This is a genomic window from Leptospira noumeaensis (assembly GCF_004770765.1).
GTDB classification, from domain to species: domain Bacteria; phylum Spirochaetota; class Leptospiria; order Leptospirales; family Leptospiraceae; genus Leptospira_A; species Leptospira_A noumeaensis.
Window position 1 is genome coordinate 136588 of record NZ_RQFK01000011.1, and the last position, 23917, is coordinate 160504.

General features: G+C 39.2%; 22 protein-coding genes. 3 read left to right on the top strand and 19 right to left on the bottom strand.

Translation table 11 applies throughout. From position 1 onward, the window contains the following. Positions 1-34: 34 nt before the first annotated feature. The 6 genes from EHQ24_RS03795 to rfaE1 all read right to left on the bottom strand — a co-directional run bounded on the left by EHQ24_RS03795 (position 35) and on the right by rfaE1 (position 5958). On the bottom strand, positions 35-1372 hold the full coding sequence (locus tag EHQ24_RS03795) for an LptA/OstA family protein (protein ID WP_135600365.1): 1338 nt from the start codon (positions 1370-1372) through the stop codon (positions 35-37). Next, the gene (lptC, locus tag EHQ24_RS03800; RefSeq protein ID WP_135600366.1) at positions 1372-1914 is read right to left on the bottom strand and encodes an LPS export ABC transporter periplasmic protein LptC; all 543 of its coding nucleotides are present in this window, start codon (positions 1912-1914) and stop codon (positions 1372-1374) included. Before lptC ends, EHQ24_RS03795 begins: the two co-directional genes overlap by 1 nt. A 9-nt stretch (positions 1915-1923) precedes the next feature. Continuing rightward, positions 1924-2769, bottom strand: a complete 846-nt coding sequence (gene kdsA / locus EHQ24_RS03805) for a 3-deoxy-8-phosphooctulonate synthase (RefSeq protein WP_135600367.1) — start codon at positions 2767-2769, stop codon at positions 1924-1926. 1 nt (position 2770) lies between these two features. Continuing rightward, complete coding sequence (locus EHQ24_RS03810; protein ID WP_135600368.1) at positions 2771-4393, bottom strand: CTP synthase; 1623 nt, start codon at positions 4391-4393, stop codon at positions 2771-2773. Positions 4394-4456: 63 nt separating this feature from the next. Then, positions 4457-4945, bottom strand: coding sequence for a D-glycero-beta-D-manno-heptose 1-phosphate adenylyltransferase (rfaE2, locus tag EHQ24_RS03815; RefSeq protein ID WP_135600369.1), 489 nt, complete (start codon positions 4943-4945; stop codon positions 4457-4459). Further along, positions 4942-5958, bottom strand: coding sequence for a D-glycero-beta-D-manno-heptose-7-phosphate kinase (rfaE1, locus tag EHQ24_RS03820; protein WP_135600370.1), 1017 nt, complete (start codon positions 5956-5958; stop codon positions 4942-4944). The genes rfaE2 and rfaE1 overlap by 4 nt, the downstream gene beginning before the upstream one ends. 114 nt (positions 5959-6072) lie before the next feature. Between rfaE1 and EHQ24_RS03825 the strand changes: the two genes are divergently transcribed. Further along, a complete protein-coding gene (locus EHQ24_RS03825) occupies positions 6073-6624 on the top strand; it encodes an LON peptidase substrate-binding domain-containing protein (protein ID WP_238838076.1) in 552 nt (183 codons plus the stop codon). Here the strand turns inward: EHQ24_RS03825 and EHQ24_RS03830 are convergent. From EHQ24_RS03830 to EHQ24_RS03840, 3 genes are all read right to left on the bottom strand, one after another. After that, positions 6608-7279: an LIC11631 family protein gene (locus tag EHQ24_RS03830; protein ID WP_135600372.1), complete on the bottom strand. Its 672-nt coding sequence runs from the start codon at positions 7277-7279 to the stop codon at positions 6608-6610. The two genes, EHQ24_RS03825 and EHQ24_RS03830, sit on opposite strands and share 17 nt — an antisense overlap. Positions 7280-7357: 78 nt before the next feature. Continuing rightward, a complete protein-coding gene (locus EHQ24_RS03835; RefSeq protein ID WP_135600373.1) occupies positions 7358-9292 on the bottom strand; it encodes an AMP-dependent synthetase/ligase in 1935 nt (644 codons plus the stop codon). A 135-nt stretch (positions 9293-9427) separates the two neighbouring features. Further along, positions 9428-9949 carry a TlpA family protein disulfide reductase gene (locus EHQ24_RS03840; RefSeq protein WP_135600742.1) on the bottom strand — a complete coding sequence of 174 codons (522 nt, stop codon included), beginning with the start codon at positions 9947-9949 and terminating at the stop codon, positions 9428-9430. Between the two features lie 2 nt (positions 9950-9951). Here EHQ24_RS03840 and EHQ24_RS03845 point away from each other — a divergent pair, with 2 nt between their 5' ends. Next, entirely contained in the window at positions 9952-10347 is a 396-nt protein-coding gene (locus EHQ24_RS03845) for a hypothetical protein (protein ID WP_244310288.1), read from the top strand. Here EHQ24_RS03845 and EHQ24_RS03850 read toward each other — a convergent pair. The 8 genes from EHQ24_RS03850 to recN form a co-directional block, all read right to left on the bottom strand. After that, positions 10330-11472, bottom strand: coding sequence for a glycosyltransferase family 4 protein (locus tag EHQ24_RS03850; RefSeq protein ID WP_135600374.1), 1143 nt, complete (start codon positions 11470-11472; stop codon positions 10330-10332). The genes EHQ24_RS03845 and EHQ24_RS03850 overlap by 18 nt on opposite strands. Then, entirely contained in the window at positions 11466-12335 is an 870-nt protein-coding gene (locus EHQ24_RS03855; RefSeq protein ID WP_135600375.1) for a 3'(2'),5'-bisphosphate nucleotidase CysQ, read from the bottom strand. Before EHQ24_RS03855 ends, EHQ24_RS03850 begins: the two co-directional genes overlap by 7 nt. A gap of 18 nt (positions 12336-12353) precedes the next feature. Further along, complete coding sequence (locus EHQ24_RS03860; RefSeq protein ID WP_135600376.1) at positions 12354-12782, bottom strand: LIC11625 family surface-exposed protein; 429 nt, start codon at positions 12780-12782, stop codon at positions 12354-12356. An 18-nt stretch (positions 12783-12800) separates the two neighbouring features. Continuing rightward, positions 12801-14984: an ATP-dependent helicase gene (locus EHQ24_RS03865; protein WP_135600377.1), complete on the bottom strand. Its 2184-nt coding sequence runs from the start codon at positions 14982-14984 to the stop codon at positions 12801-12803. Further along, complete coding sequence (locus tag EHQ24_RS03870; protein ID WP_135600378.1) at positions 14985-17861, bottom strand: BamA/OMP85 family outer membrane protein; 2877 nt, start codon at positions 17859-17861, stop codon at positions 14985-14987. 4 nt (positions 17862-17865) lie between these two features. Further along, positions 17866-18297, bottom strand: coding sequence for an ExbD/TolR family protein (locus EHQ24_RS03875; RefSeq protein ID WP_135600379.1), 432 nt, complete (start codon positions 18295-18297; stop codon positions 17866-17868). A gap of 6 nt (positions 18298-18303) precedes the next feature. Then, on the bottom strand, positions 18304-18921 hold the full coding sequence (locus EHQ24_RS03880) for a MotA/TolQ/ExbB proton channel family protein (RefSeq protein ID WP_135600380.1): 618 nt from the start codon (positions 18919-18921) through the stop codon (positions 18304-18306). 75 nt (positions 18922-18996) lie between these two features. Next, the gene (gene recN / locus EHQ24_RS03885) at positions 18997-20706 is read right to left on the bottom strand and encodes a DNA repair protein RecN (RefSeq protein ID WP_135600381.1); all 1710 of its coding nucleotides are present in this window, start codon (positions 20704-20706) and stop codon (positions 18997-18999) included. A gap of 129 nt (positions 20707-20835) precedes the next feature. Here recN and EHQ24_RS03890 point away from each other — a divergent pair, with 129 nt between their 5' ends. After that, positions 20836-22542, top strand: coding sequence for a patatin-like phospholipase family protein (locus tag EHQ24_RS03890; RefSeq protein ID WP_135600382.1), 1707 nt, complete (start codon positions 20836-20838; stop codon positions 22540-22542). Here the strand turns inward: EHQ24_RS03890 and EHQ24_RS03895 are convergent. Both EHQ24_RS03895 and EHQ24_RS03900 read right to left on the bottom strand, forming a co-directional pair. After that, a complete protein-coding gene (locus EHQ24_RS03895; RefSeq protein WP_135600383.1) occupies positions 22539-23540 on the bottom strand; it encodes a PLP-dependent cysteine synthase family protein in 1002 nt (333 codons plus the stop codon). The two genes, EHQ24_RS03890 and EHQ24_RS03895, sit on opposite strands and share 4 nt — an antisense overlap. Next, a complete protein-coding gene (locus EHQ24_RS03900) occupies positions 23540-23917 on the bottom strand; it encodes an FKBP-type peptidyl-prolyl cis-trans isomerase (RefSeq protein WP_135600384.1) in 378 nt (125 codons plus the stop codon). Before EHQ24_RS03900 ends, EHQ24_RS03895 begins: the two co-directional genes overlap by 1 nt.

A 23917-nucleotide genomic window follows, 5' to 3' on the forward strand; every position in this document is an offset into this window, starting at 1 on the left:
ATTCGGATCCATTTCTTTTGTAATTATTTGTGTTTTACTTTTTTTCGCCATTCGGTATTACCTTAAGCCCATCTGTAAGAAAGGCTTTGTCCGACTTGGGAAAGAGAATGATCTTTCCCGCTGAAACTTTGGTATTGTCTTTTACAAGAGTAGGATTTCCTTCCATGACCAATTCATCTCGTTTTTCATGATATGTTGCATATTCACCGGTTGCAGTAGCTGTTTGTGTTTCTACCTGAACATTACCACGCGCTACAACCTCAAAACGTTCATCAAATCTTTCCAAAAAAACAGCCGTTAGCTGACCACGTTCACTCAATTCTTTTTTATCTAAAAACACGATCCGTGGACTTTCTGTTAAATAGGAATAACCTTTATCTTTATCATAGGAAAGTAATCCCCCTTCCATTCGGTATCCATTTTCACGATCCAAATAACTGACATTTCCAGTGGCTTTGATATCTTTATTATTACGGCGACTTTCCAAAAGATTGGCCTTAAATTCAGAACTGGTTCGATACATAAATGCATCACCATTCATGGAAGTGATTGTTTCTTTTCCTTTGTTCTGGTGCGTTAGAGTTTTACCTGTAAACAAAGTGACCACACGTTCTTTGGTTGTGGTATCTTTTTCTTTGTCTTTTTTATTTTCGTAAGATACTTGGTAAATGGTAGCATCCCCATCCAATTGAATACTCCCTTCTTTTACAAAATAAGAAAGTGTTTTCCCAATTAGAAATCGATTTTCAGAAAACAAAAATGGCTCACCCGCTAAATCAATCCGATCTTCTTTTTCAGAAAATACGGCATCCTCACCGAAGACCTGAAATTCGTCTGAGGTGACCACCACTCGGCCAGCTAAATTTGTTTTTGCTTCTTCTAAATACCGAACAATGGATTGGCATTGGATTTTAACAACTTTCCCATCTTTTTTCTGATTGAGAACTGGGTTATTTTCTAAACTAACCGTACCCGCCATTTTATTATAAATGCCTTTTGATGCAGTGAGAGTGACGCCGTTTTGGAAGTCTTCGACAACCACTTGGCCTTTCAAATTTCCTATAAGTGCATCTTCTCCAATGATTTCAATTTCTCTTGCACTTAGTTTGATGGTTTTATGCATAATGTAAGCACCACCACCTAAAATAAATACTTTCACAGGAAACCCATTAATAGTGCGTTCTTCTTGGGTGAGACTACTTCCTCCCCAAACCACAGGAATTTTATCTTTTTTATCCTTCTTTTTTTCGGGAGAAAAAATAGAATTTTCATTCTTTAATAAATCTTCAGAACCGTATAACACGGGTATAGGGGATGGATTAACCCGAAGGATAGAAACAAACAAAAGATAAAACAAAATTTGTTTTTTCATTATTTTTCCTTCAGCGGATTACTTCCGCCAACCGTCACAGCTTTTGGTTGGATGATGGTAAACTTATTGAGACTTTTATCGGCACGAAGTCCTTTCCCGCGAATGGTAGTTCCATCTGAATACACAAGTACATCATCTTCAGATGATAAGGTTTTATCATCCAAGTTGTAAGTAAGAGTTTCAGACTCTATATATTTACCGTCGTTTGTTTTTAATTTAACCTTCCCACTAAGGACTACCGTTTTTGTGGAGTGGTTGATTTCCCCTCGATCGCCGGTCATTGCAGACGTAACTTTCCCTTTTTCTAATTGTTTGAACTCGAAACCATACACGATGGTTTTGTTTTCTTTAGGGAAAATATATGATTCATCCCCTTTGAGTTTCCATTCCAATTCCCCCGATTCTTTATAAGAAGACCGAGAAAAATTACGCATAGAAATCATAGAACCTGATTCTTTTTCCACTTCAATACGAAGGTATTCTTTATCTTTACAGCTAACAATTGCTAAAAGATAGAAAAATATTTTCAACCTTCGCATCATAAAGAATGATTAATCCTCTAAAAATTTGGTTTTTACCAAACGATCGAGTTCCAAAAGTTGGGTTAATAGAGTTCTGGCTTTTGCTAATGGAAACTGAGTGGTGGCATCAGATAATGCTTTTTCTGGATCTGGATGTACTTCCATAAAAAGTCCTTCCACTCCAACAGAGACAGCTCCGCGAACCATATGAGGAATGAATTCACGAACCCCACCTGTAATGTTTCCTGCAGCACCAGGAAGTTGTGCGGAATGAGTGGCATCAAAAACAATAGGAATTCCATGTTTGTGCATCATAGGAATCCCGCGTAAGTCAAACACCAAGTTGCCGTATCCGAAACTAGCTCCCCTTTCGGTCACCATATACTTTTCAGATCCAGACTCTTGGATTTTTGTTTTGATATGACGGGTGTCATCTGGTGCCATAAACTGGCCTTTTTTTACATTCACCCATTTTCCAGTTTCCGCTGCCTTTGCAATGAGATCAGTTTGGCGGCTAAGAAAAGCTGGAATTTGAAAGATATCAACTGTATCTTTTAAAGGATCTACTTGGATGGTTTCATGAATGTCAGTAAGCACGGGAACATTGTATTTGTTTTTGATAAAATCCAGAAGTTTCCTTCCTTCCTCTAAACCAGGTCCCCTATAAGAATTGATGGAAGACCGATTGGCTTTGTCAAAAGAAGATTTAAAGATATAAACAATCCCTAAATCATCACAAATGGCTTTCATCTCTCCACAAACTCTGTCGAGTAAATCTTTGTTTTCCATGACACAAGGTCCGGAAATTAGAAAGAAGGGATTACGACCCCCGATTTTTTTACCGAAAAACTCTCTTTCTTCAATTAAATCGTACATCTTAATCCTCCGTTTTTTTAGCTAGTTTGGATGCGGCGCGAATGAAACCGGCAAAAAGTGGATGTGGATCTGTTGGCTTGGATTGGAATTCCGGATGAAACTGCACTCCCACAAACCAAGGATGGTTTGCCACTTCTACAATTTCCGCCAAACTTCCATCAGGTGAGAATCCCGCAAGATTCATACCTTTTTTTTCGAAATCATCTTTGTATCGCAAAGTGAATTCAAATCTATGTCTATGTCTTTCAGAAATTCGTTCTGCCTTGTATTCAGAATAAGCAAGACTTCCCTTTTTTACGATACAAGGATAAGCCCCAAGTCGCATGGTTCCACCCATACGTTCGATTTCTTTTTGTTCTTCGATCATAGAAATCACAGGATGATCTACATTGGGTTTAAATTCTGTGGAGTTAGCATCCTTATAACCCAAAACATTTCTTGCAAATTCAATGACAGCACACTGCATCCCAAGGCAAATTCCAAAAAATGGAATTTGTTTGGTTCTGGCATATTGGATGGCGGCAATTTTGCCTTCAATCCCTCGTTCCCCAAATCCGCCGGGGACTAAAATTCCATGTACACCTTTTAAATGGTCTTTGATATTTTTAGAATCGATATCTTCTGGATTGATTTTGATGACATTCACTTCTACGTCATTGGCAATCCCACCATGAGCCAATGATTCATAAACCGAACGATAGGCATCTTGTAACGAAATGTATTTTCCAATCAACGCTACCTTTACGGTCTTCTTCGTGTTACGAATTTTTTTGACCATATTTTCCCACTGGGAAAAATTCAGCTTACGAAGATCCATACCAAGAGCATTGAGGACCACTTCATCCAATTTATCTTCCCGATACATGAGAGGAATTTCATAGATAGAAGTTGTGATATCAACCGCTGAGATTACATTTTGTTCTTTAACGTTACAAAAGAGAGAAATTTTATTTTTCATCTCCTTTGACATTGGTTTGTTGATCCGGCAAATAAGGATGTCTGGTTGGATTCCAAGTGCCAGGAGTTCTTTTACAGAATGTTGTGTTGGTTTTGTTTTTGCTTCGCCCGCTGCTGTAATGGTTGGGACAAGAGTTAGGTGCAAAAACAAAACTTGGCCTGCACCATGTTCATAACGCATTTGCCTGATGGCTTCGAGAAAGGGAACGGACTCAATGTCACCTACGGTTCCACCGATTTCTACAATTACAAAATCTGTTTCTTGGTCTCGTGTTAAGTTATAAATACGGTTTCGAATTTCATTGGTGATATGTGGTACAACTTGTACGGTTCTTCCTAAATAATCACCTTTTCTTTCTCTTTCAATCACCGCATGATAAATTTGACCAGTGGATACGGAATTTTTACGAGAGAATTTAGATTTTGTAAATCTTTCGTAATAACCTAAATCTAAATCTGTTTCTGCACCGTCTTCGGTGACATACACTTCCCCATGTTGGTACGGACTCATCGTACCTGGGTCAATGTTGATATAGGGATCCATTTTTTGTAAAGAGACGGTATAACCCCTGGCTTCTAACAAACAACCGAGAGCTGCAACGGTAACCCCTTTGCCTAAAGAAGAGGAAACGCCACCGGTAATAAAAATATATCTGGTCTTGGACAAAATGGACCTCAAAAAAGAATGTTTTTTACAGAGTGGTGGGATTTGGGTCCAAAATCAATACGTTTAGGAAGGAGATTTTGCTTTTTCTAAAATCTTGGTTGTGGATTTTCCCTGAACAAAAGGCAAAATTTGAATATCCGCTCCCATCTCTTTTAAAATTTGGTATTCCGGCAGGGTTTCTACTTGGTAGTCTCCTCCCTTGGAATGAACCGATGGTTTTACTTTTTTCAAAATTTCGAGAGGAGTATCCTCTGCAAACGAAGATACAAAGTCTACAGAAGAGAGACCGGCAAGGACTGTCATTCGGTCTTCACAAGAATTGATGGGTCGAGTCTCCCCTTTTAGTCGCCTAACACTGGCATCTTCATTGACCCCAATCCATAGTAAATCCCCTAAATCACGAGCCTGAGCCAAATAACTCACATGGCCTGGGTGCAAAATATCAAAACATCCATTGGTAAAAACAATTCGTTTCCCTTCGAGTGACTTTCTTTTGGATTCAATTTGATCTAAAGGAACAATTTTGGAATTTAATTGATCGTAAAAACTCATGCGGTTACATCCAAATAACCAAGTGTTTGTAAGGCCTCTTCAATTTCTGTTTGTGTGACAGTGGCAGCACCTAACTTACCTACAACGATCCCTGCACTGACATTGGAAATGAGTGCTGCATCAGCAATCGGCATTCCTGTAGCAACAAAGGCAGTGTATGTGGTAATCACAGTGTCCCCCGCACCCGTCACATCAAAAACTTCTTTGGCCACTGTTGGGATGTGGTAAAAGGAATCAGTCTTTCTTTCATAAATGGACATTCCTTTTTCCCCACGAGTGATCATCATGGCATCGGGTGTGAGTTTTTCAGAAATTTCCCGACAAGCCGTTTCAATTTCAGAATCACTGATGAGTTTTCTACCCAAAGCCTTTCCGGCTTCATGATGATTCGGAGTCATAATATGGATATTTTTATATAAGAAAAAGTGGCTTACTTGCGGATCAACTGTCACAATTTTATTCTCAAGGTTACAAAGAGCAATGACGGACTGAATGAGTGAAGGTGTGAGATACCCTTTATCATAATCTGATAAAATAACAGCGGAACATTCTTTTAATTTTGATTCAAATTGTTTGAGAACAGAACTTTCTTCTTCTTTTGTCAGAGGAACTACTTCCTCTCTGTCCACCCGACAAATTTGTTGGTGGGTCGCTATGATCCTAGTTTTTAAAATGGTAGGAAGGGTTTTGGATTTTAATAAAACTAAATCTTCTTTCGAAACCGAATTTTTGAGTAAAAGTCCTTCTAAAGAATCCCCAGCTTTGTCCTCTCCAATTCGTCCAAATACGGCTCCAGAAACTCCAATGGATGATAAATTCTGAACCACATTGCCCGATCCACCTAAGGATTGTTTTTCGTTTCGAACCCAAACTACGGGTACAGGAGCTTCAGGGGAAATTCGTTCCACAGAACCAATCAAATATTCATCCAAAATCAAATCGCCAATCACAAGTATTTTGATTTTGCCTAAATCCTCGAAAGATTTACGAAGTGAAGTTTTCTTAATTTTCAACAAAGCCAGATCCTTGAATTAGTTTACAACTAAACATAGAATCTAAAACCTTTCTCTGTGTCAACCTTCCCCTTACCTCTCTTTCCCTTACCAGATGTATTTCTGTTTCCGGGAATGTTTTTGCCTCTCCATATCTTCGAACCTAGGTATCGGATGATGTTAGATTTTTGTATGGAAAACGGCGGGGAACTGGGAATGGCACCTTATCCGAAAAATTGGATTGGGGCTGGCCTTCCTCCCATCCCGGAAGTTGTGGGGTATGGACATATCATCCAAAAGGAATCCTTACCGGATGGAAGATCCAATATCATTCTAGAAGGAATTGGAACTGCTGAAATTGTGAGTTTGGATTCCACAGAACCATTTTACATTGCTCAAATTGTTCGCAGGGAACACCAAAGAAATAAAAATGTTTCTGAAACCTTAAAAGAAAAAATTGAAGAATTACTCGTTCTCACCAAACGGATATTACTTGCCGAGGGCGCTGAAGAAGATTTAATTTTAAAAATGAACCAAATTTTGGTTCATCCTTATCCAGTCGATTTTATTGCATCCCTCATCTACTTTGATTTTAAAACGAAACAAACCATTTTGGAAACCACACATTTAGAAACCAAAGCGGATCTTCTCAAAACAGTTTTACTTGGTCTTAATTTAAGTGAGTAGAAGGTTTTGTTTTTAATTCAGCGACTAAAAATAAGAATTCAGGCATATCGGTTGGATTTTCACGGAAAAACACCCTAGGGTTTGTTTCTTTAGAGTTCAAATACAAATAACTAGAATTTTCTTTTCGGATGTATGCCCGTTCTAAGTAGTGATTGGTTTGTGAATAGTGTAAAAAATCTTTCATCAAATCACTAATGGCAATGTCACCTTCACTTTGTTTGTTTGTTGCAGAAAAGAAAACAGAAGTAGTATCATTCTCTTCTCTCTCCCAATGGAATTCACTAGTCCAATGTCCTTTCCCACCAAAAGCAAGAGTCGGATTTACGGAATCGGAAACTAAATTGGGGATAAATTCTTGGGATTCCCAAGGAACTCCTTTGCCTAAAAAATTCACTTTGGCTAGGTAAGTTTTCCAATGTTTGGAAAGCCCTCTCACTTGCAGTTTTGGCAAAGACAAACTTTCACGTAAAAATCCACGTAAGGTGAGAAATCCTAAAAATCCCAGATGCACTTGAGTCACGGATTGGAAGTCCCAAACCTCTTCTTGTTTCATGTGCGATAAAAACAAGGAATCCATCGCATAAAAGTCCTGGTGTTGGTAGGGGTAAAAAACGCCTGTAGATGAGGAAACTAAAGATCCGTCCGATCGATTCACAATAAGAATATCGACGGGAGGAGAAAAAGGGAAGAGTAAAAACCGCCCGTGAACCAGGCGGCTTAAAATTAAATTAGCTTAATCAGCTGCATACAAAGCAGTGATTTTGTCTTTGTACTTTTCCGTGATTAAGTGGCGTTTCATTTTGAAAAGGTTTGTCAATTCATCACCCACTTCAAACGGTTTGGTAATGAGAATGAACGGAGTCACCTGTTCAAAAGACTTAAATCCAGTTTTGGTATTGTTCAGAGCTTTGATTTCCTTTTTGTAGAAATCGAGAACCTTCGGATTTTCTATGAGTTTCTGTTTATCAGTCTCAGAAATTCCGTTTTCTTTCGCCCATTCTGTCAATTTGTCAAAATCAGGAACAACGAGTGCACCCAAATTCTTTTGGTCTTGTCCAATCACCATGACTTGCGCAATGAATGGAGACTCTGTGAGTTTGTCCTCGATAGGAACTGGCTCCACGTTTTCTCCACCAAGAAGAACCACAGTATCTTTCGCACGACCAGTGATGGTAAGGGTCTTTTTGAAATTGAACATTCCAATATCTCCCGTATCCATCCAACCATCTTTTAGAACTTTTGCTGTTGTTTCTGGATTTTTATAATACCCTTTCATCACTTGTGGTCCGCGGATGTGGATGACCCCACGAGCTCCGTATTTTCCAGAAATGAGTTTTTGGTTGGCATCCACATGTGTAAGAACATTTCCTAAATCATCCCGGATTTGTACGGAAGTTTCAGGAGTGATCACCCCAACAGAACCTTGGACTAACTTTTTGAAAGTTCTTACAGAAATTACCGGAGAAGTTTCCGTCATTCCATATCCTTCCAATACATTAATTCCAATATCATTGAAGAATGCATCCACATGTCTTTGGAGAGCTCCACCACCAGAAACAGATGCCTTTAGTTCTCCACCAGTAGCCTCTCTGATTTTGGAAAGCACCACTAAATCCAAAAGGAAATAAGGAACTGCCAAAACAATGGCTACAACCAAATAATAGAGTCCTCTAAAAAGGGAAACGATTGGGTTTCTTCCTACATAATCTACTTGGTTTCCTTTTAGGAACCTTGTTGCTGCGTTGAAATGTTTAGAGAAAAAATAAGCCAAATTGAATAAACCACGACGGATCGCAGGGGTTTGTTTTGGATCATTGATTCTAGTATAAATTCCGTTATAGATACTTTCCCAAAGTCTTGGAGCGGATGCCATAAAAGTCGGTTTTGACTTTTTCATATCATCGCGAAGGTCACGAACATTGGTATAGTATGTGGCACAACCAGCAGCAATTGCTAGGTATTCAAATACTCTTTCAAATACGTGCCAAACAGGAAGGATGGATAACATCCTTTCATCTTTTTTGATTTCGATCATACTTCCCAAGATGGCAGAGGTTTGGTGGATCATGTTGCTATGTTTCAACATAACACCTTTTGGCATACCTGTCGTTCCAGAAGTATAAATGATTGTGAAAAGGTCATCAGGGGCGATTGCTTTCATCCGCTCTTCTGCTTTTTTAGAACCCTTTGCACGAAGTTCCTTACCTTTTTCGATAAGATCATAAAGTTTCAAAACACCTGTAGCAGTGGACTTGTTGTCCATAACAATCAAGGTTTTCGCAAATTCCAATTGGGAACGATTCTTTTGGAATTTCTCGAGCATTTTGTCATTCTCGAGAAACACAACTTTCGCTTCACAGTGGTTTAGAATATAAGCAATTTCTGAATCGGTAATGTCTGTTCCGCGGGGAACATCACAAGCACCACTCATAAGAATTCCATAATCGGAAACAATCCACTCCAATCGGTTATCTGCAAGCAAGGCAACATTTTCTTTGGCAGCGACACCCAAATCAATGAGAGCTTCTGCTAAGTTGATACCAAGATCGTATACTTCTTTAAAAGTGACGGGTTTATAGGACTTAGATTCGTCTTTACTGACGAACGCGGGGCGGTTCCCAAATTTTTCAGCACTCTGCTGGAAGAGTTCGGGCAAATTGGCTGGCATTATTCTGACTCCTTTCTCAAAAGAAAACGTAAAAAGGTATCTTTAAGGGACTTTTTTAACGAACATGAGTCAAGACATTTTCAATCTTGTCATTGAAATCAATAGAAAATCAAAATGTTGTTTCGCATTGCACAATTATGGCAGATCCGACTCGGCCCATACATGTGAGCGAATCACAAGCCCGGAAAGGTCTGACCCAATGATCCCATACTGCCTATGCACAATTTTTCCGGCGCGATCAAAGACAAGGAGACATGGAATTCCTTCTACATGATAAAAATCTGTCATTTTCCAGTCTTTGTCAAGTAAGGTGGGATAACTCATCTTCAATCGATCCATATCTTTTTGGATTTTTTCCAAAGGTTCAGAGGTATCTGTATTGATTCCTCGGAATACAAAGTCCTTTTCTGAAACCGAAGACTTCCACTGGTTGATGGTAGGGACTGCTTTGGCACAAGGTTCACACCAAGTGGCCCAAAAATCCAAAACAACAACCTTCCCTTTAAAATCCTCTAATCTTTCTTTTTTCCCTGTAAGTCCTGGGAGAGAATCGGGATAAAAATCACTCACTTCCTTTGAGGGTTTACAAAAAAAGAGAGAAAGGAGAAAGATCAGATAAAAACTGGATGTAGAACGTCTGAATACTTGGATCATCATTTTTGAATTCACTAATTTATAATTACTTCTCCAACTTAGACGAATGGAATGATTACGTAAAGGGAAACTGGAGTGGAAAAGGAATTTCCATGATTCCTTCCATGGTGCAACCCTATGAAACGGGAGATGGAACAACCGTTATCTGGAAAGCAGGCCCTAAAGAAATCAAATCCCATTTCAAACGTGGAAAACAAGAATTTTCTCTGGTTTGGATTCTCGAATCGGAAGTTCTATGTGATAGAATCAAACTAACCGCAAAAGACGCAGATTGGGAATGTGAAATCCAAGCCATGACAAAAGACAGGTTTCATTTACATGTCCAACCAAAATCGGATAAATCCAAAATTCTATATTCGGGTGTGGTCACCAAAAAGACGGGTTTATTCTCCTTCCTCTAAAACCTTTCTAAAAACTTCTTCCGTAATCTTTGCTGCATTTTCCCAAGTAAACTCGGAGATGGAAACTTCTGGAGGGATTGGTTTCTCAAAGAATTTTTTGATTGATTCCGCCCAGGCCTTCGCATCCTCCTTTGTTTGGTAAGGAAGGTAAGTCACACCATCTTTGCCAATTTCACGAAACGTAGGAATGTCAGAAACAACACAATTCAAACCGTGGAAGATGGCTTCTACCATGGGAATTCCAAACCCCTCATATTTACTCGCAAAAGCAAACAGTCCCGCTCTTTTGTAGAGGTGTTGTAATTCAGAGTCAGAGACAGAATCTAAAATATGAATGTCTTTAAACAAAGCACGTTCTTGTCTTAACTCTTCTATAAATTCCGAAGACTCCCAACCGATTTTTCCAACAATCACCCAAGGTCTGTAATGGTGTGGGTCTATTTTTCGATACTCGCGAAAGACTTCGAGTAAAAATGGATAGTTCTTTCTTGGTTCAATGGTGGATACAGAAAGTAAATAATCTGTACCCAAATCTTTCACCCGTAGAGATGGTTCCGTTTCCAAAAGTTTCAACATTTCCTCTGGATTCACTCCTGGGTAAGAAACACCTGTTTGGTCTACGGGATAATCAAATTTACGACACATATCATCGCTAGTTTGTTTGGATATGGATAGGATAAAACTTGACCGTCTAACAGAGTAACGTTGAAACAACCTTTGTTGTACTTTGGCAATCCAACGCATAGTTTCGGGATACAAATACAAAACCAAATCACAATAAGTCAAAACCGCAGATAAGGAACTAGGCAAAAAAGGAGGTAGAACTTGTTGAGAGCCCCAAAACAAATCCAATCGATGTTTTAGTAGATAAAAAGGAATGAATAGATTGTAATACAATCCACCTTTCCATTTGAGAAATCCCCCACCTTTCACCCAAGTTACATTAGGTAAATTTAAAACTGCTTTATGATCTTCATGAATCGGCAAATGAGAAAATAAAAAGAAATCATATTCTTCTTTATGAGGAAATGCTTTTAAGGTTTCAGCAATTAACCTTCCCACTCCCGATACTCGTGTGGACAATGGCCTGGCATCGAGGCCAATTCGTTTGGTGGTTCTTACCATCGTTCCTTTACCTTGAGGGACAATTGGTGGAAATCAATTTTAGATTCCAGATAAGTAACCGCTGTTTTTTTACCTGCGACAAGACCGAAGGATAAAGTCTCCGCTTGGTTGAATTTGTATTCCTTATCTTTTAATGGGAAACAAGTAAAATTCTCTTCATCCAAAAGAGCAATGCCCCCACAAATATCCCATTCGTTTTTTGGTTTCAATGAAACAATGAGATCAATGAATCCTGCTGATAACAAACCTAACTTATACGCAATACTTCCCATGGAACGAATTTCAAAATCTTCCTGCCAAAAAGAATCAGAGAACAAACCTTCTTTCATTTCTGATAAAGATACAAGTAGAATTGGTTTTTTGGAAACTGGTTTCTCTTCTGCTAAAGGTTCCAATACAGAACCACTTTCAACAACCAAGGTTCTAAAATTTTCTTCTGTGGCAAAGGGAGGTTGTAACTTAGCAAAAAAAGTATTTCTATTTTTGGAAAAAAATTCACCAGTGGCTGGATTAAAAATAACACCCCAAATGGCTTCGCCGTTACGAACGAGTCCTAAACTGAGTGCAAATTGGTCGTTTTTTTTGACAAACTCGCGAGTTCCGTCAATGGGATCCAATATCCAAACCCATTCCTTATCCAAACGCCTGTTTGTATCTAATTTTTCTTCGGATAAAAATCCATGGTTTGGGAAACGAGCAGATATTTTTTCAAAAAGAAATTCACTCGCAAACAAATCCGCTTCGGTGACAGGATCGTTGCCACCTTTGTCACGAATCTGGAAGTCTGATTTATAAATGGAAAGAATTGAATCCCCTACCGATAACACCCACTGCCAAACTTCCCTAAAATCGTTTTCTTCCATTCCGTCCCGATATAAAATCTAATTCTTTTTTTCTTCTTTATGTGCACCCGCACCGAGATCCAGACCTTCTGGTTTCTCTAACACAATTTCTTCTGATGGTGAAGTCACATATGTTTCAGGATCAACTGGAAATTGGTATTGAAAATAATAGTTCTTATACTTTACAAAAAAAGTATTGGTTCCTTCTGGACGTTCTGTTTGTAAGTCTTGGAATTTAAGATCTTTTAAATCCTTTTTTGGATTGGATAGTCTTTTGGAGAGAGTACTTCTTACCGAACTTACCATATTGGTTTCAAAATTTTTTTTCTTCTGTTCATCGGTAAGTTTAGGATTTCTTAAATAGTCTTCAAGTTTTGTAAACTCTTCCGCCAAACCGGAGTTTTGTTGCGAATATACAAAAGTCACCGGAAATAATACAACCATACAAAAAATCCAAACTCGTTTCATTGCCAATCCTCTTCTAGATTATGAAATTATCTCTAATGGTGTGTATGCCAATAAGAATTTTTTATCCAAATGGGAACCAAATCTGACCTCTACCTTACGGTTATCTCCTGATCCCGAAACAGATAAAATCCGACCCTCACCGTAAACTTTATGACGAACTTTCGTTCCCACTTGGTAGTCTCCACTACCGGTTTTTGCAAGCACCGTTTCAAACTTTTCTTCTGATTTTTGGAATCTTTCGGCTCTTGGAGTAAACTCAGGCCTTCTCACCCCGTAACGGCTTTCAGTGAATTCCCCATCCACAAATTCTTTGGGAAGTTCTTCCAAAAATTGGGAAGGGAGCCTTGCATCCACGTCTCCAAATTTACGGGTGAATCTTGAAAAACTTATCTCTAGATTTTTTCTAGCCCTAGTGATCGCAACATAGGCAAGCCTTCTTTCTTCTTCCAACCCGTCGGCAGAATCAATCGATAAAAAATGAGGGAACGTTCCTTCCTCCATTCCTGCCATAAACACATGTTGGAATTCTAATCCTTTCGCGTTATGTACGGTCATTAGGATCACATAATCAGGTAAATCCTTGGTATTGTCTTCACTTGTGATGAGCGAAATATTTCCCAAATATTCTTCGAGTGTAGCCTCGGGGTTGTTTTCCTCAAACTCTTTGAGGGCGTTGACAAACTCGTTTAAGTTAGACAATCTCGAAAATGAATCCTCTGTTCCTTCATTTTCCAAAAATTCACGGTAACCAGAATGTTCCAATACTTCATAGGCAATTTCAGATGGAGTTTTTTTTCCCAGATCTTCCATTGCAGAATCAAACATTCGATGCAAAGAAGCTAACTTTTGCGCCGTGCCCTTTTTGATATCGGGAACAGTTTTTCCCAAACATTCAAATAAAGAAAGACCCTCACTTACAGAATACTTTAACAAACGATTTACAGTCGTATCTCCAATTCCTCTTGGTGGAGAATTGATGATCCGAAGGAGCGATGTAGAATCCACTGGGTTCACAACAACAGAAAGGTAAGCAATGAGATCTTTTACTTCTTTTCTGTCAAAAAAACGAAAACCCCCAAAAATTTTATAGGGAATGGCTTTTTTTCTTAAGGCTTCTTCAAAATACCGGGATTGGGAATTCGTTCTATAAAATACTGCAAAATTTGAATACTTCTGCCCTCTTCTTGCAGCCATTTGGATTTTTTGGACAATCCCCTCTGCTTCTTCCATTTCATTCTGATAAGAAGTGAGTTTGATTTTATCCCCAATGGAATTTTCTGTTCGGAGAGTTTTATTAGTTCTTTGTTTATTATTAGAAATTAAGGCAGCGGCTGTTTCGATAATCGTTTTGGTAGAACGATAATTTTCTTCTAACTTAACTACGACAGCATCCGGATAATCTTTTTTGAAATTTAGAATATTCGAAATATCAGCACCACGCCAGGAATAAATGGACTGGTCGTCATCACCCACCACACATAAATTTTTATGAAATGATGAGAGAGACTGAACTAAGTGGTATTGGATTTTATTTGTATCTTGGTATTCGTCTACCATGATGTATTTCCAAAGCCTTTGGTATTTCTCCAAAATCACAGGAAAATCTCGAAACAAAATAACCGTTTTTAAAATCAAATCACCGAAATCCAAAGCATTCCTGAGATCTTTTCGTTTTTCATATTCGATAAATACGGAAGCAATGGTTTTTGTATAAGAATCATCTGCTTTTTTTCTAGCATATTCTTCAGCTGTCATAAACGAATCTTTTGCAGCAGAGAATGTATTGGCAAGACTGGAAGGTCTAAATTCCTTCGTATCCATATCTTTGGATTTTAAAATTTCTTTGATGAGTGACTCTTGCATATCACTGTCATAAACAGTAAAATTATTTCCGAGCCCCAAAACCTTTCCTTCCCTACGAAGTAAATACAAACAAAGAGAGTGAAAGGTTCGCACCAAAGGTTCCCCAGCCCCTTCGGGGATCAAACTCCTGCAACGAGTCCGCATTTCTTCTGCGGCTTTGTTGGTAAAAGTAACCGCTAGGATTTGATTGGGATAAACTTTATGATTTAAGATAAGGTTCGCGATTCGATAAGTAATGACACGAGTTTTCCCAGAACCCGCTCCAGCCAAAATCAGTAATGGGCCATCAACCGATTCAACTGCTTTTTTTTGTTCGGAATTGAGTCCAACTAACTCCACTTAGAACCGCATATCTCCAATACCAAAAACAAACTGAAAACTGTTATTGTCTGGATAAAGTCCAAAAGGCCTGTCTTCCACACCCGTATAACGGATACGCTGCGCAAAATACAAACGAAGAGGTAATACGGGAATTTGAATCCTCAAACCAAAACCCCAAGAAAATCTAAAATTTGACATAGAGAGGTTTTTACTAGATAAAACCAAATTTCCAGGGTCATTCACAACCAGTGGAGACTCAGGCAATTTTTGACCATAGGAATTATAATTTTCATAAAGATATGTTTCCACTGGTTCTGAAGTACGTTGTGCCTGGACTAACGAATCATAATTTTTAAAGAACTCTTTTCTTTCACCCACAGCACGATTGATTTGTTCATACATGGATCCCGCATCAAAGAAAATAACAAACCATAATAATGATGGTTCGATAGGAAACCTTAACTCCGAAGTAAATAAAACCCTGCTGGAAGCTCCATCTTTCCATTCATCTGGATAGTATTTATCATCAAAAAACCATCCACGAAGGGATTCATATCCCCCAAGAAAAAGACGGTCTTGGACTTGGATGTAAGGAATTCTTTCTTTGTCCTGATTTTTATACTTTGGTGTCCTTTCAAAGGTAAAAACTGATGAAGTTCGGAACTGTTGCACCACGCGCCATCGCCTAAGTGCATTTTTGCGAATGAGTCCAAAAAATGTATAATCGAACCAAGTATGGTAGTATTCCAAAATAGGGCTGAACTGGTCGAAATGACTTTCTCCACCAAGGAACTGACCCACGTTATCCACTGAAAAAATTAAATTAAAACCTTGTGTGGAGTTAAACACATTATCACGGCTATCATAAGCAATACCATTCGTTAGTTGTGAACGGAATTGCCAGCCGCGATCCACTTCCGCAAGTACTTGATCAGAAACAAGAGAGGTTGGTCTCGTAGACGCAAAAAAGGAAGGAGAATAACGATGGAAGTGGGTCCAGTTGATGAGGAACCTATGACCAAGTCCCGCACTCACACCAACACCCGAACGTTCGTAAGACGCAACTTCCTTAATCCCTTGGTTGTTGTTTTCAGTGATGGAAGTGGCTCCCACATACAAAGTTCTAGAGGAATAAAAGGCAGAAAGTGTCAGTGACCAAGGTTTGTCCATAAACCAAGGTTCGGTCCAAGATATTTGTAAATAACGACGGATTGGTCCAAATTCCACACGACCTGTAATCTGTTGTCCAGATCCGTTCAGGTTATTTTCACCTAACTGAGTAAAGATGGAAAACCCAGTAATGGTTCCATACCCTCCCCCCATCGATACAGTTCCTGTCGGTTGTTCCACAAGTTCAATGATGAGGTTCATTTTGGTTTCATCAGAACCGGGTCTCATATTAAAGTTTACTTCTTTAAAATAACCCAAGTTAAAGATACGTTCCCGAGATCTGTTTACTAGTGTTGAGTTAAAAAGGTCACCAGGTTTAAAGAGAAGTTCTCTTCTGACTACCCGGTCTTGGGTTTTTTTATTACCTTTGATGATGATATTTTCGATAAAAGCTAAGTTATTTTCACGAATGGTAAAATCGACGTGAATGAATTTTTTTCCTCTTAGTTTGGGCTCATCTTCATAAATTTTTCTTAATCGAGCAACATTGAGCCTATTGTATTCTTCATTACAATCAGAGATAGCATCACCACTCCCTCGTTTTTCACAATTTTCATAACGAGACAAGGATCCATCACTGAGCTCTATTACTTTTCTACGAGGAATGACCTGCGCAAACAAATACCCTTTTGCTGAATATGCTTCGTTGATGGAAGCCCTATCTTTTTGGAATTTAGTTTCGTCAAAAACCTCACCCACATCAGCTGGTGCAAATTCATACTGGTCCTCTAAAAATTTGATCGGATAAACCGGAGACCATTCTTCTTTAGGAGTTCCAATTGGGTTATTTTCTTTGTTTAGAAATTGCGGCATCCCGTTTGGGGCAATGGTTAGATCATGACTTGTGGAATAACCGTTGTAAAAATATTGTTCCCCTTCAATGATTTTGAAGTTAACAATCACAACACGTTTGTCTTTTTTTTGTGGATTTTCCCAACGAATTTCCCAGTTGGTACCTTCATTGCTGAGTTCAGCGTCTACATAACCTTTGGATTTTAAGTAACCGACAATTTTCTGTTTATCAGATTCAAACGCAGATTCTTTAAATACACCAGATTCAATGATTCCACTTTCTTTTAAGTCCATGATCCCTTGAAGATCATAAGTGTCCACTTCGCTGTTTCCAAAAATATTGATTTTGCTGACGGGAATTTCTTCCCCCTCATCAATAATAAACTTCACCTTTACCGTGTTTGTTTCCGGATTTACCGGTTCCGTTTCAAAACGAACGTAAGCGAGAAAAAAACCTTCATCTCGGTATTTCTTCAAAATCACTTCTTTCGAAAGAGTCACCTTTTTAGGGGTGATGACTTCATTTTCTTTTAATGGAATTTTATCACGTAAGTCAGATGGGAAAACTTCATCGGCACCGATAAAATCGATGTCTTTCACCCTAGGTCGTTCTTTTACGACAACAAGGATTTTGACTCCATCCCCGTCGGCTTCCCCCTGGATATCAATATGGTAAAAGAATCCCGAAACAAATAGAGCGCGCATATCGGCATTCAAAAGGCCTTGCGACAATTGCATCCCTGGACGCATGTCCATTAATTCCAAAATGTCATCTGAGGCAGTATTAATATTCCCCTTAAATTCAACTTTGGTAATGACTTTATCTATAAATACAGATTTGTTCGACCAAAGGGAAACCCACTCTGCCGAAACTAGTAAAAGGAGAGATAATACAAAAAGACTAAAGAATTTTATTTTTTTTCGAATATTCAAAAAATCACTTAGATGTGCCTTTTACCATTGCTAGGTTAAAGCGACTAACACCCGCAGCATTGACTGCATCGATTACCTTAACCACAACTTGGTAGGACGCACCACCATCTCCACGAATAATGACTTTGTTTTTTTTAGGATCCCTTTCTTTTTCTGGACCGAGAAACCCATTGATTTTTTCGGTGAGACCTTCCAAAGCAACAGGGTCAGGACTTTGGTCCAAATAAATTTTACCTTGTTTGTCTACAGTGATTACAAGTTCATCTTTCTGTTTTTCTTTGGCAACACTCGATGAACGTGGCAACTCAACCTTAAGCGCTGTGTTTTTTTCCAAAGTTGCATTCATCAAAAAATAAATCACTATAAAGGAAATAACATCAATCAGCGGTGCAAGTTCAATGTTATTAAATGATTTTTGCGTTTTGCGAAATTTCATTTAATTCTATCGTTTGTTAAGGTGAGGTAACACCAAATCTGTTACGTTTTCCATTTCCGTAATTCTTTCCTCTTTCATTCGAGAGAAAAGATTATAAAAAATGTAAGCAGGAATCGCAATCGCAAGGCCCATAGCAGTGGTAATCAAAGCTTCTGAAATACCAACTTCCGCACCTTGTGTTCCTGCACCTTCAGCAAAGGAACGAACAATCCCGATAACCGTCCCAAGAACCCCAAGTAATGGACCAATCGTTGCAATGGTTCCAAGACCAGTTAGGTAACGTTCCATCAAGTAAATTTGTCTAAAACCTTCTTGGCGGATGTCCTCTTCCCAGAACTGAACTCCCCGGCGTTTGAGATCAAATGCCATACGAAGTAGAACCGCCGCAGGAGACTGAACTTCTGCAGTGAGTATATCTTTTGCTTCATCCCATTTTTGTTCACGAGCCAACTCTCGAATGCGACGGAAATGATCTTGTGGGATGGCCTTGAGTCGGAAATAATACACAAGTCTTTCCACGATGATGGTAAAACCAACAATCGAAACAAAGATGATTAAAATGGGAATGGTTTGTGGTGGAACCGAGGAAATGATTGAATCTGATTTAGCGAAAGGAAAAGACATGAATGGGACCCCATTGAAGGATTACGAATAGAGTTTTCAGTCTTCCCTTTTTCGCCAAATACTATTTTTAAATGACTAACCTGCTTTTTTCATCAGTAGGTCAGTGGCTGCTTTTAACACCGCGGATGTCACCTGTTTGCCACCGATCATCCTTGCCAGCTCCCGTTTTCGTTCCTCAAAGTCAAGAACCGATGCTTGAGAGACGGTTCTACCACCTTCCTGTCGTTTTTCGATCTTAATTTGGTGGTCTCCTGAGGCCGCAACTTGTTGGGTATGCGTGATGAGGAGAATTTGAGAGTTTCTTGCTAGTTTTTTAAGCTTTGCCGCCATAGCCTCGGCTGCCTCTCCACCTAGTCCCGTATCTACCTCATCCAAAATCAACATTTGAGGGGAAGGAGCCTGTTTTCCCAATACACTTCTAAGTGCAAGCATCACCCGAGACAATTCTCCCCCAGAAGCAACTTTCCGAAGTGGGCGCGGCTTTTCTCCTGGATTGGCACTGAAATAGAACTCTATTTGATCAAGACCAGATTCGGAAAGGAAATAGGATTTGGAGCCTTCTTCCACTTCGCCTTCAGGATTTTCTTCCCAACGGAGAACCACTTGGAGTTTTCCTCCCTCGAGTCCTAAATCGGCCATTTCCTTTTGGACATCTTCCTCAAATTGCGAAATGACGTTGCGACGTAACTTTGACAATTGGAATCCCAGTTCCTTCATCTCTGTAAGGCATTGGTCTTTTTTGATCCGTAAAAAATCTTCATCTCCAGCCTGTTCTTTCCATCGTTCGAGTTCCGATTTTTTTTCTTCCAATAATAGGTTGATTTCTGTTAAACTTACGTTATATTTTTTCTTTAATTTTTTGATGTCTTGAAGCCTGGACTGAACCATATCCAATCGTTCAGGACTAAAAAATAATTCTTCCTCTTCCTCGCGAATCACAGATTTGAGAGATTTTAGCCTGTCATAAACCTCTTCCCATTCATCTAACATTTCCTTTTTTTCAGGGATTAAAATAGAAATCTTTTGGATGGCATGAATGAGAGTCGGAAACACTTTCAAGATGGAATTTTCTTTTTCAGTCAATTCTTCTAACACCAAACGGTAGTTTTCTGCTAATTTTTCTCCGTTTGCCAAAAGAGATTCTTCGGTAGATAAACTTTCATCTTCTCCTTCTTTCGGAGAAATGGATTCTATTTCTTCAATTTCATACTCAAGGATTTCTTTTCGTTTGAGCATTGTCCTTCTAGTTTCTTCAAAATCGCTGAGTTTTTGTTTCCAATGCCGATACTGTTGTAATGCGGATTTGAATTTTGACTTTAAAGATTCCAAATTACCGAAACGATCTAAAAATTCCAATTGGTTGGATTTTTCGAGTAGAAAGAGTTGTTCGTTTTGGGAATGGATCTCCGCCATGGTTTTGCCCAGTTCCCGCAAATGGGTTGTGGATGCTAAACTCTCTCCAATTTTCACCCTTGCCTTTCCATCCTTCATGAGTTCCTTAGTGATGATGATTTCATCTCCCGTATAACGAAAACCCTGCTCCATCAAATAGTCTTTTGCCAAGTTTTGCCCCGTTAACGAGAGGACAGCCTGCAAAGAATACCTTTCCTTTCCTTGCCGGATATTAGCCGTGGAACAACGCCCACCAAACAAAGAAGCCAAGGCATCGAAAATTAAGGATTTTCCGGCACCTGACTCGCCAGTAAAGACAGAGAGACCATCCGCAAGGGAAAGTTCCAGGGATTCAAAGAGTGCAAAATCTTTAATTTTCAAATGTGTAATCATATAGACTCCTGTTTGCTAAACATACAATTACTACTATACAAACAAGTAGTCAATGAAATTTTTTATTTTTGAGTAAAAAACGAAATTTCTCTATCTTTCCCTTTTGAAACCCTGGTGGAAGAGGCCCGTATGAAAGATTTAGAAGGAAAAATTCACCTTGTTTCCAGCCTTCCCCTATTTCGAAGTTTGTCTCGGAAGGAAAAGGTTTGGGTGGCAGAGTCTGTTCATATTGTGGAATCAGAAAGGGAAGAAACTCTATTCACGGCCGGAGACTCAGACAGAAGTTTATATTTAATTCTTTCCGGCGGGATAAAATTGTTTCTCCCTAAAAAGGGAGAAGGAAAAAGAGAAGAAGAAGTCCAATACCTCAAAAAAGGGGAATATTTTGGTATCCAATCCCTACTCACTGGCGAAAAACACAGTCATACAGCTGTTACTGTTTCTGAATCCAGATTTCTTGTCCTCTCCCAATCCGGATTCCAAAAATTAATCCAAAAAATTCCTTACTTATCTCTTACATTTTCAAAAATGCTCACAAAGTCACTCCGAGGAGAACTTTTAGGTGGAAGGGAATACTTTCGTAACTCTGTGGTTTGTTTGGTGCATTCCGATCCCATTGCGAAGGAAACATTGGCAAAAGAATTAGTAACTTCCATAGAAGAAGAATCCGGAAAAAAATCTGTGATTTTACACTTTGGACAAAATGGGCAAACCGAAAATCCTTATGTAAAATCTTATAAATTTAAAGACTCCGAAAGAGTCAAAGAAACTCTAGGAAAACATTATGCTAGTCATTCATTTATTTTTTTAGAAGTATTTCCTGAAACAGAAGAAGAGCTAAAACAACTGTTAATTGATGAAGCTGACCATATAGAAAACTATATTTCTCCAGATAAAAAAATAAATCTTTGTGATTCCATCACAAGTGAATCCAAAGAAAACGAAATCTTATATCATGAAACTCAAATCCAAGATCTGATTAGTCATGGAAAATGGGAAATCCATATTAGAAGAAAAGCGAGGGAACTTTCAGGAGTTCAAATTGGTGTAGCCCTTGGTGGTGGTGCCGCCCTTGGCCTTGCCCAAGTGGGAATCATGAAGGTCATGGAAGAGGAAGGACTGGTTCCCGATATGATTGCAGGAACTAGTATCGGAGCCGTCATTGGCGCCTTTTGGGCGAGTGGCCTCGGTTACAAAGGAATCTTACCTCTTCTTGCTGAAATTGATAGTATCTTCAAAATGTTCAAACTGGTGGATTTATCCTTTCCCGGGCAAGGACTCCTCCATGGAAAACATGTGCGAGCCCTTCTGGAAAAGTATTTGGGTGATTTGTATTTTGAAGACCTACCCATCAAACTCAGACTCATCAGTTGTGATATCTCAACAAGACAAGAAATTGTTCTATCGGAAGGAAAGGTTTTGGATGCAGTGATGTCGAGTATATCAATCCCGGGAGTCTTTGTTCCTCAACCCCAAGAGAATGGAAAAACTTATGTAGACGGAGGGATCGTCAACCCACTTCCCGTTTCTGCTCTCAGCCATGAAGGAGTTGAGAAAATCATTGCCATCAACTCGATGCCTAGTTCGAAAGATGAGATGAAAACAAACAAACTATTGAATTTGAATGTTTTGGATATCATCGTAAATAGTTTGTATTCTTTGCAATACCGGATTGGAAAGTACAGTGCCCAAGAAGCTGATGTGTATTTAAACCCCATCCTTCCCAATTCCAATTGGTTTGAATTTTGGCGGAGTTCCGAATTCATACAACTCGGAGAAACCGTTACCAAAAGTTCCCTCGAGGAAATTAAACAGTTGTTTAGCGAAAAAAACTAATCCCGATCGGGAGAAAGGATCACTATGTTAAATGGGTTTCTTTCGTTTTTTTCCGATTCCGGTAGTGACTCAGAAAACCGAAGGGCACCTGTGATTACCGTTCCCGTTGTAAGCCCCGCAAAAATTCCTTCTTTTTCATAAAGGTCAGCTTGCAGATGTAAGGCTTCGTCTAGATTTACGTGAAAGTAATGATCAATGAGTTTGGGATCATAAACTGCAGGAAGTTGGATTCTTTCCCTTTCTTTGGGATTGTCTGTTTTTCCATATTCCATAAATGGAGAGTTTGGTTTTCCAGCAATGATGACTTTTACACGTCGGTCTTGGGATTTTAAATACCTACCAATTCCTGTGATGGCCCCACCAGATCCAGGTGCAGAAATCACTGCCCCCACTTTGCCTTGTAAATCTCTCCAAATTTCAGGCCCTGTGGTTTTGAAATGAAAATTTGGATTTGCGGGATTGGAGGCTTCGTCAGGAATCCATCCATTTAGTTTTTTAGCTTTTTCTTCGGCAAGTTCATACAAACGACTGAGGTCACCTTCGTTTGTGACAGTCACCTCTGCCCCATAACTGCGAAGCATTTGGATTCGTTCTGAACTTGTATGCAGTGGGACTAAACAATAAACAGGATAACCTTTTACCTTTCCAATCCAAGTGAAACTCACAGAAGAAGAACCCGCACCAACAAGTACGACACTCATTCCCTTTTTTAGTTTCCCTCGTCTTTCTGCATCGATATACATAGCAATGGCAGTACGGTCTTTAGCAGAACCTGTTGGATTTAAAAATTCTGCTTTGAGATAAAACTGAACTCCCGTATATTCCGAACCTATTCGATTCAATCGAATCAGTGGAGTATTTCCAATGAGTTGGAGGATATTGTCCTGAATGGGTCTGGCAACGGAAAGTTCCTTTCCAAAGATACCTTGTACGTTGTTAAGCGCTTGAAGTAGGCTATTGCCTAGGTCATCGATGCCTTTGGAAATTGGATCTATCATTATTTTACTTTAATCAGTTCCACATCAAAGATGAGAGTAGAATTCGCAGGGATCGGGCCAACAGCACGTGCACCATAACCAAATTGTGGAGGGATGGTGAGTTTACGTTTTCCACCTTCTTTCATTCCGACAATCCCTCGTTCCCAACCTTGTATGACTTGTCCTTGGCCAAGTTGGAAACTAAATGGTTCCCCACGATCCACAGAGGAATCAAAAACTTTTCCGTTGGTAAGTTTACCAATGTAATGAACCACAACAGTCGTTCCGCGAATGGCTTCTCTCCCTAATCCTTGTTTGGTGTCCTGGATAAGGAGTTCGTCTGCAAAAAGACTACCTGTTAGAAATAAAAATCCGAGTAAAATTGAAAACCGTTTCAT

Excerpts from the sequence above, each read along its gene's own strand:
- recN (WP_135600381.1), bottom strand. The coding sequence starts at position 20,706 with ATGATTACACATTTGAAAATTAAAGATTTTGCACTCTTTGAATCCCTG.
- EHQ24_RS03840 (WP_135600742.1), bottom strand. The coding sequence starts at position 9,949 with ATGATGATCCAAGTATTCAGACGTTCTACATCCAGTTTTTATCTGATC.
- EHQ24_RS03825 (WP_238838076.1), top strand. The coding sequence starts at position 6,073 with ATGTTTTTGCCTCTCCATATCTTCGAACCTAGGTATCGGATGATGTTA.
- EHQ24_RS03860 (WP_135600376.1), bottom strand. The coding sequence starts at position 12,782 with ATGAAACGAGTTTGGATTTTTTGTATGGTTGTATTATTTCCGGTGACT.
- EHQ24_RS03900 (WP_135600384.1), bottom strand. The coding sequence starts at position 23,917 with ATGAAACGGTTTTCAATTTTACTCGGATTTTTATTTCTAACAGGTAGT.
- EHQ24_RS03880 (WP_135600380.1), bottom strand. The coding sequence starts at position 18,921 with ATGTCTTTTCCTTTCGCTAAATCAGATTCAATCATTTCCTCGGTTCCA.
- EHQ24_RS03855 (WP_135600375.1), bottom strand. The coding sequence starts at position 12,335 with ATGGAAGAAAACGATTTTAGGGAAGTTTGGCAGTGGGTGTTATCGGTA.
- rfaE2 (WP_135600369.1), bottom strand. The coding sequence starts at position 4,945 with ATGAGTTTTTACGATCAATTAAATTCCAAAATTGTTCCTTTAGATCAA.
- EHQ24_RS03890 (WP_135600382.1), top strand. The coding sequence starts at position 20,836 with ATGAAAGATTTAGAAGGAAAAATTCACCTTGTTTCCAGCCTTCCCCTA.
- EHQ24_RS03835 (WP_135600373.1), bottom strand. The coding sequence starts at position 9,292 with ATGCCAGCCAATTTGCCCGAACTCTTCCAGCAGAGTGCTGAAAAATTT.
- lptC (WP_135600366.1), bottom strand. The coding sequence starts at position 1,914 with ATGATGCGAAGGTTGAAAATATTTTTCTATCTTTTAGCAATTGTTAGC.
- EHQ24_RS03850 (WP_135600374.1), bottom strand. The coding sequence starts at position 11,472 with ATGGTAAGAACCACCAAACGAATTGGCCTCGATGCCAGGCCATTGTCC.
- EHQ24_RS03795 (WP_135600365.1), bottom strand. The coding sequence starts at position 1,372 with ATGAAAAAACAAATTTTGTTTTATCTTTTGTTTGTTTCTATCCTTCGG.
- EHQ24_RS03895 (WP_135600383.1), bottom strand. The coding sequence starts at position 23,540 with ATGATAGATCCAATTTCCAAAGGCATCGATGACCTAGGCAATAGCCTA.
- kdsA (WP_135600367.1), bottom strand. The coding sequence starts at position 2,769 with ATGTACGATTTAATTGAAGAAAGAGAGTTTTTCGGTAAAAAAATCGGG.
- EHQ24_RS03875 (WP_135600379.1), bottom strand. The coding sequence starts at position 18,297 with ATGAAATTTCGCAAAACGCAAAAATCATTTAATAACATTGAACTTGCA.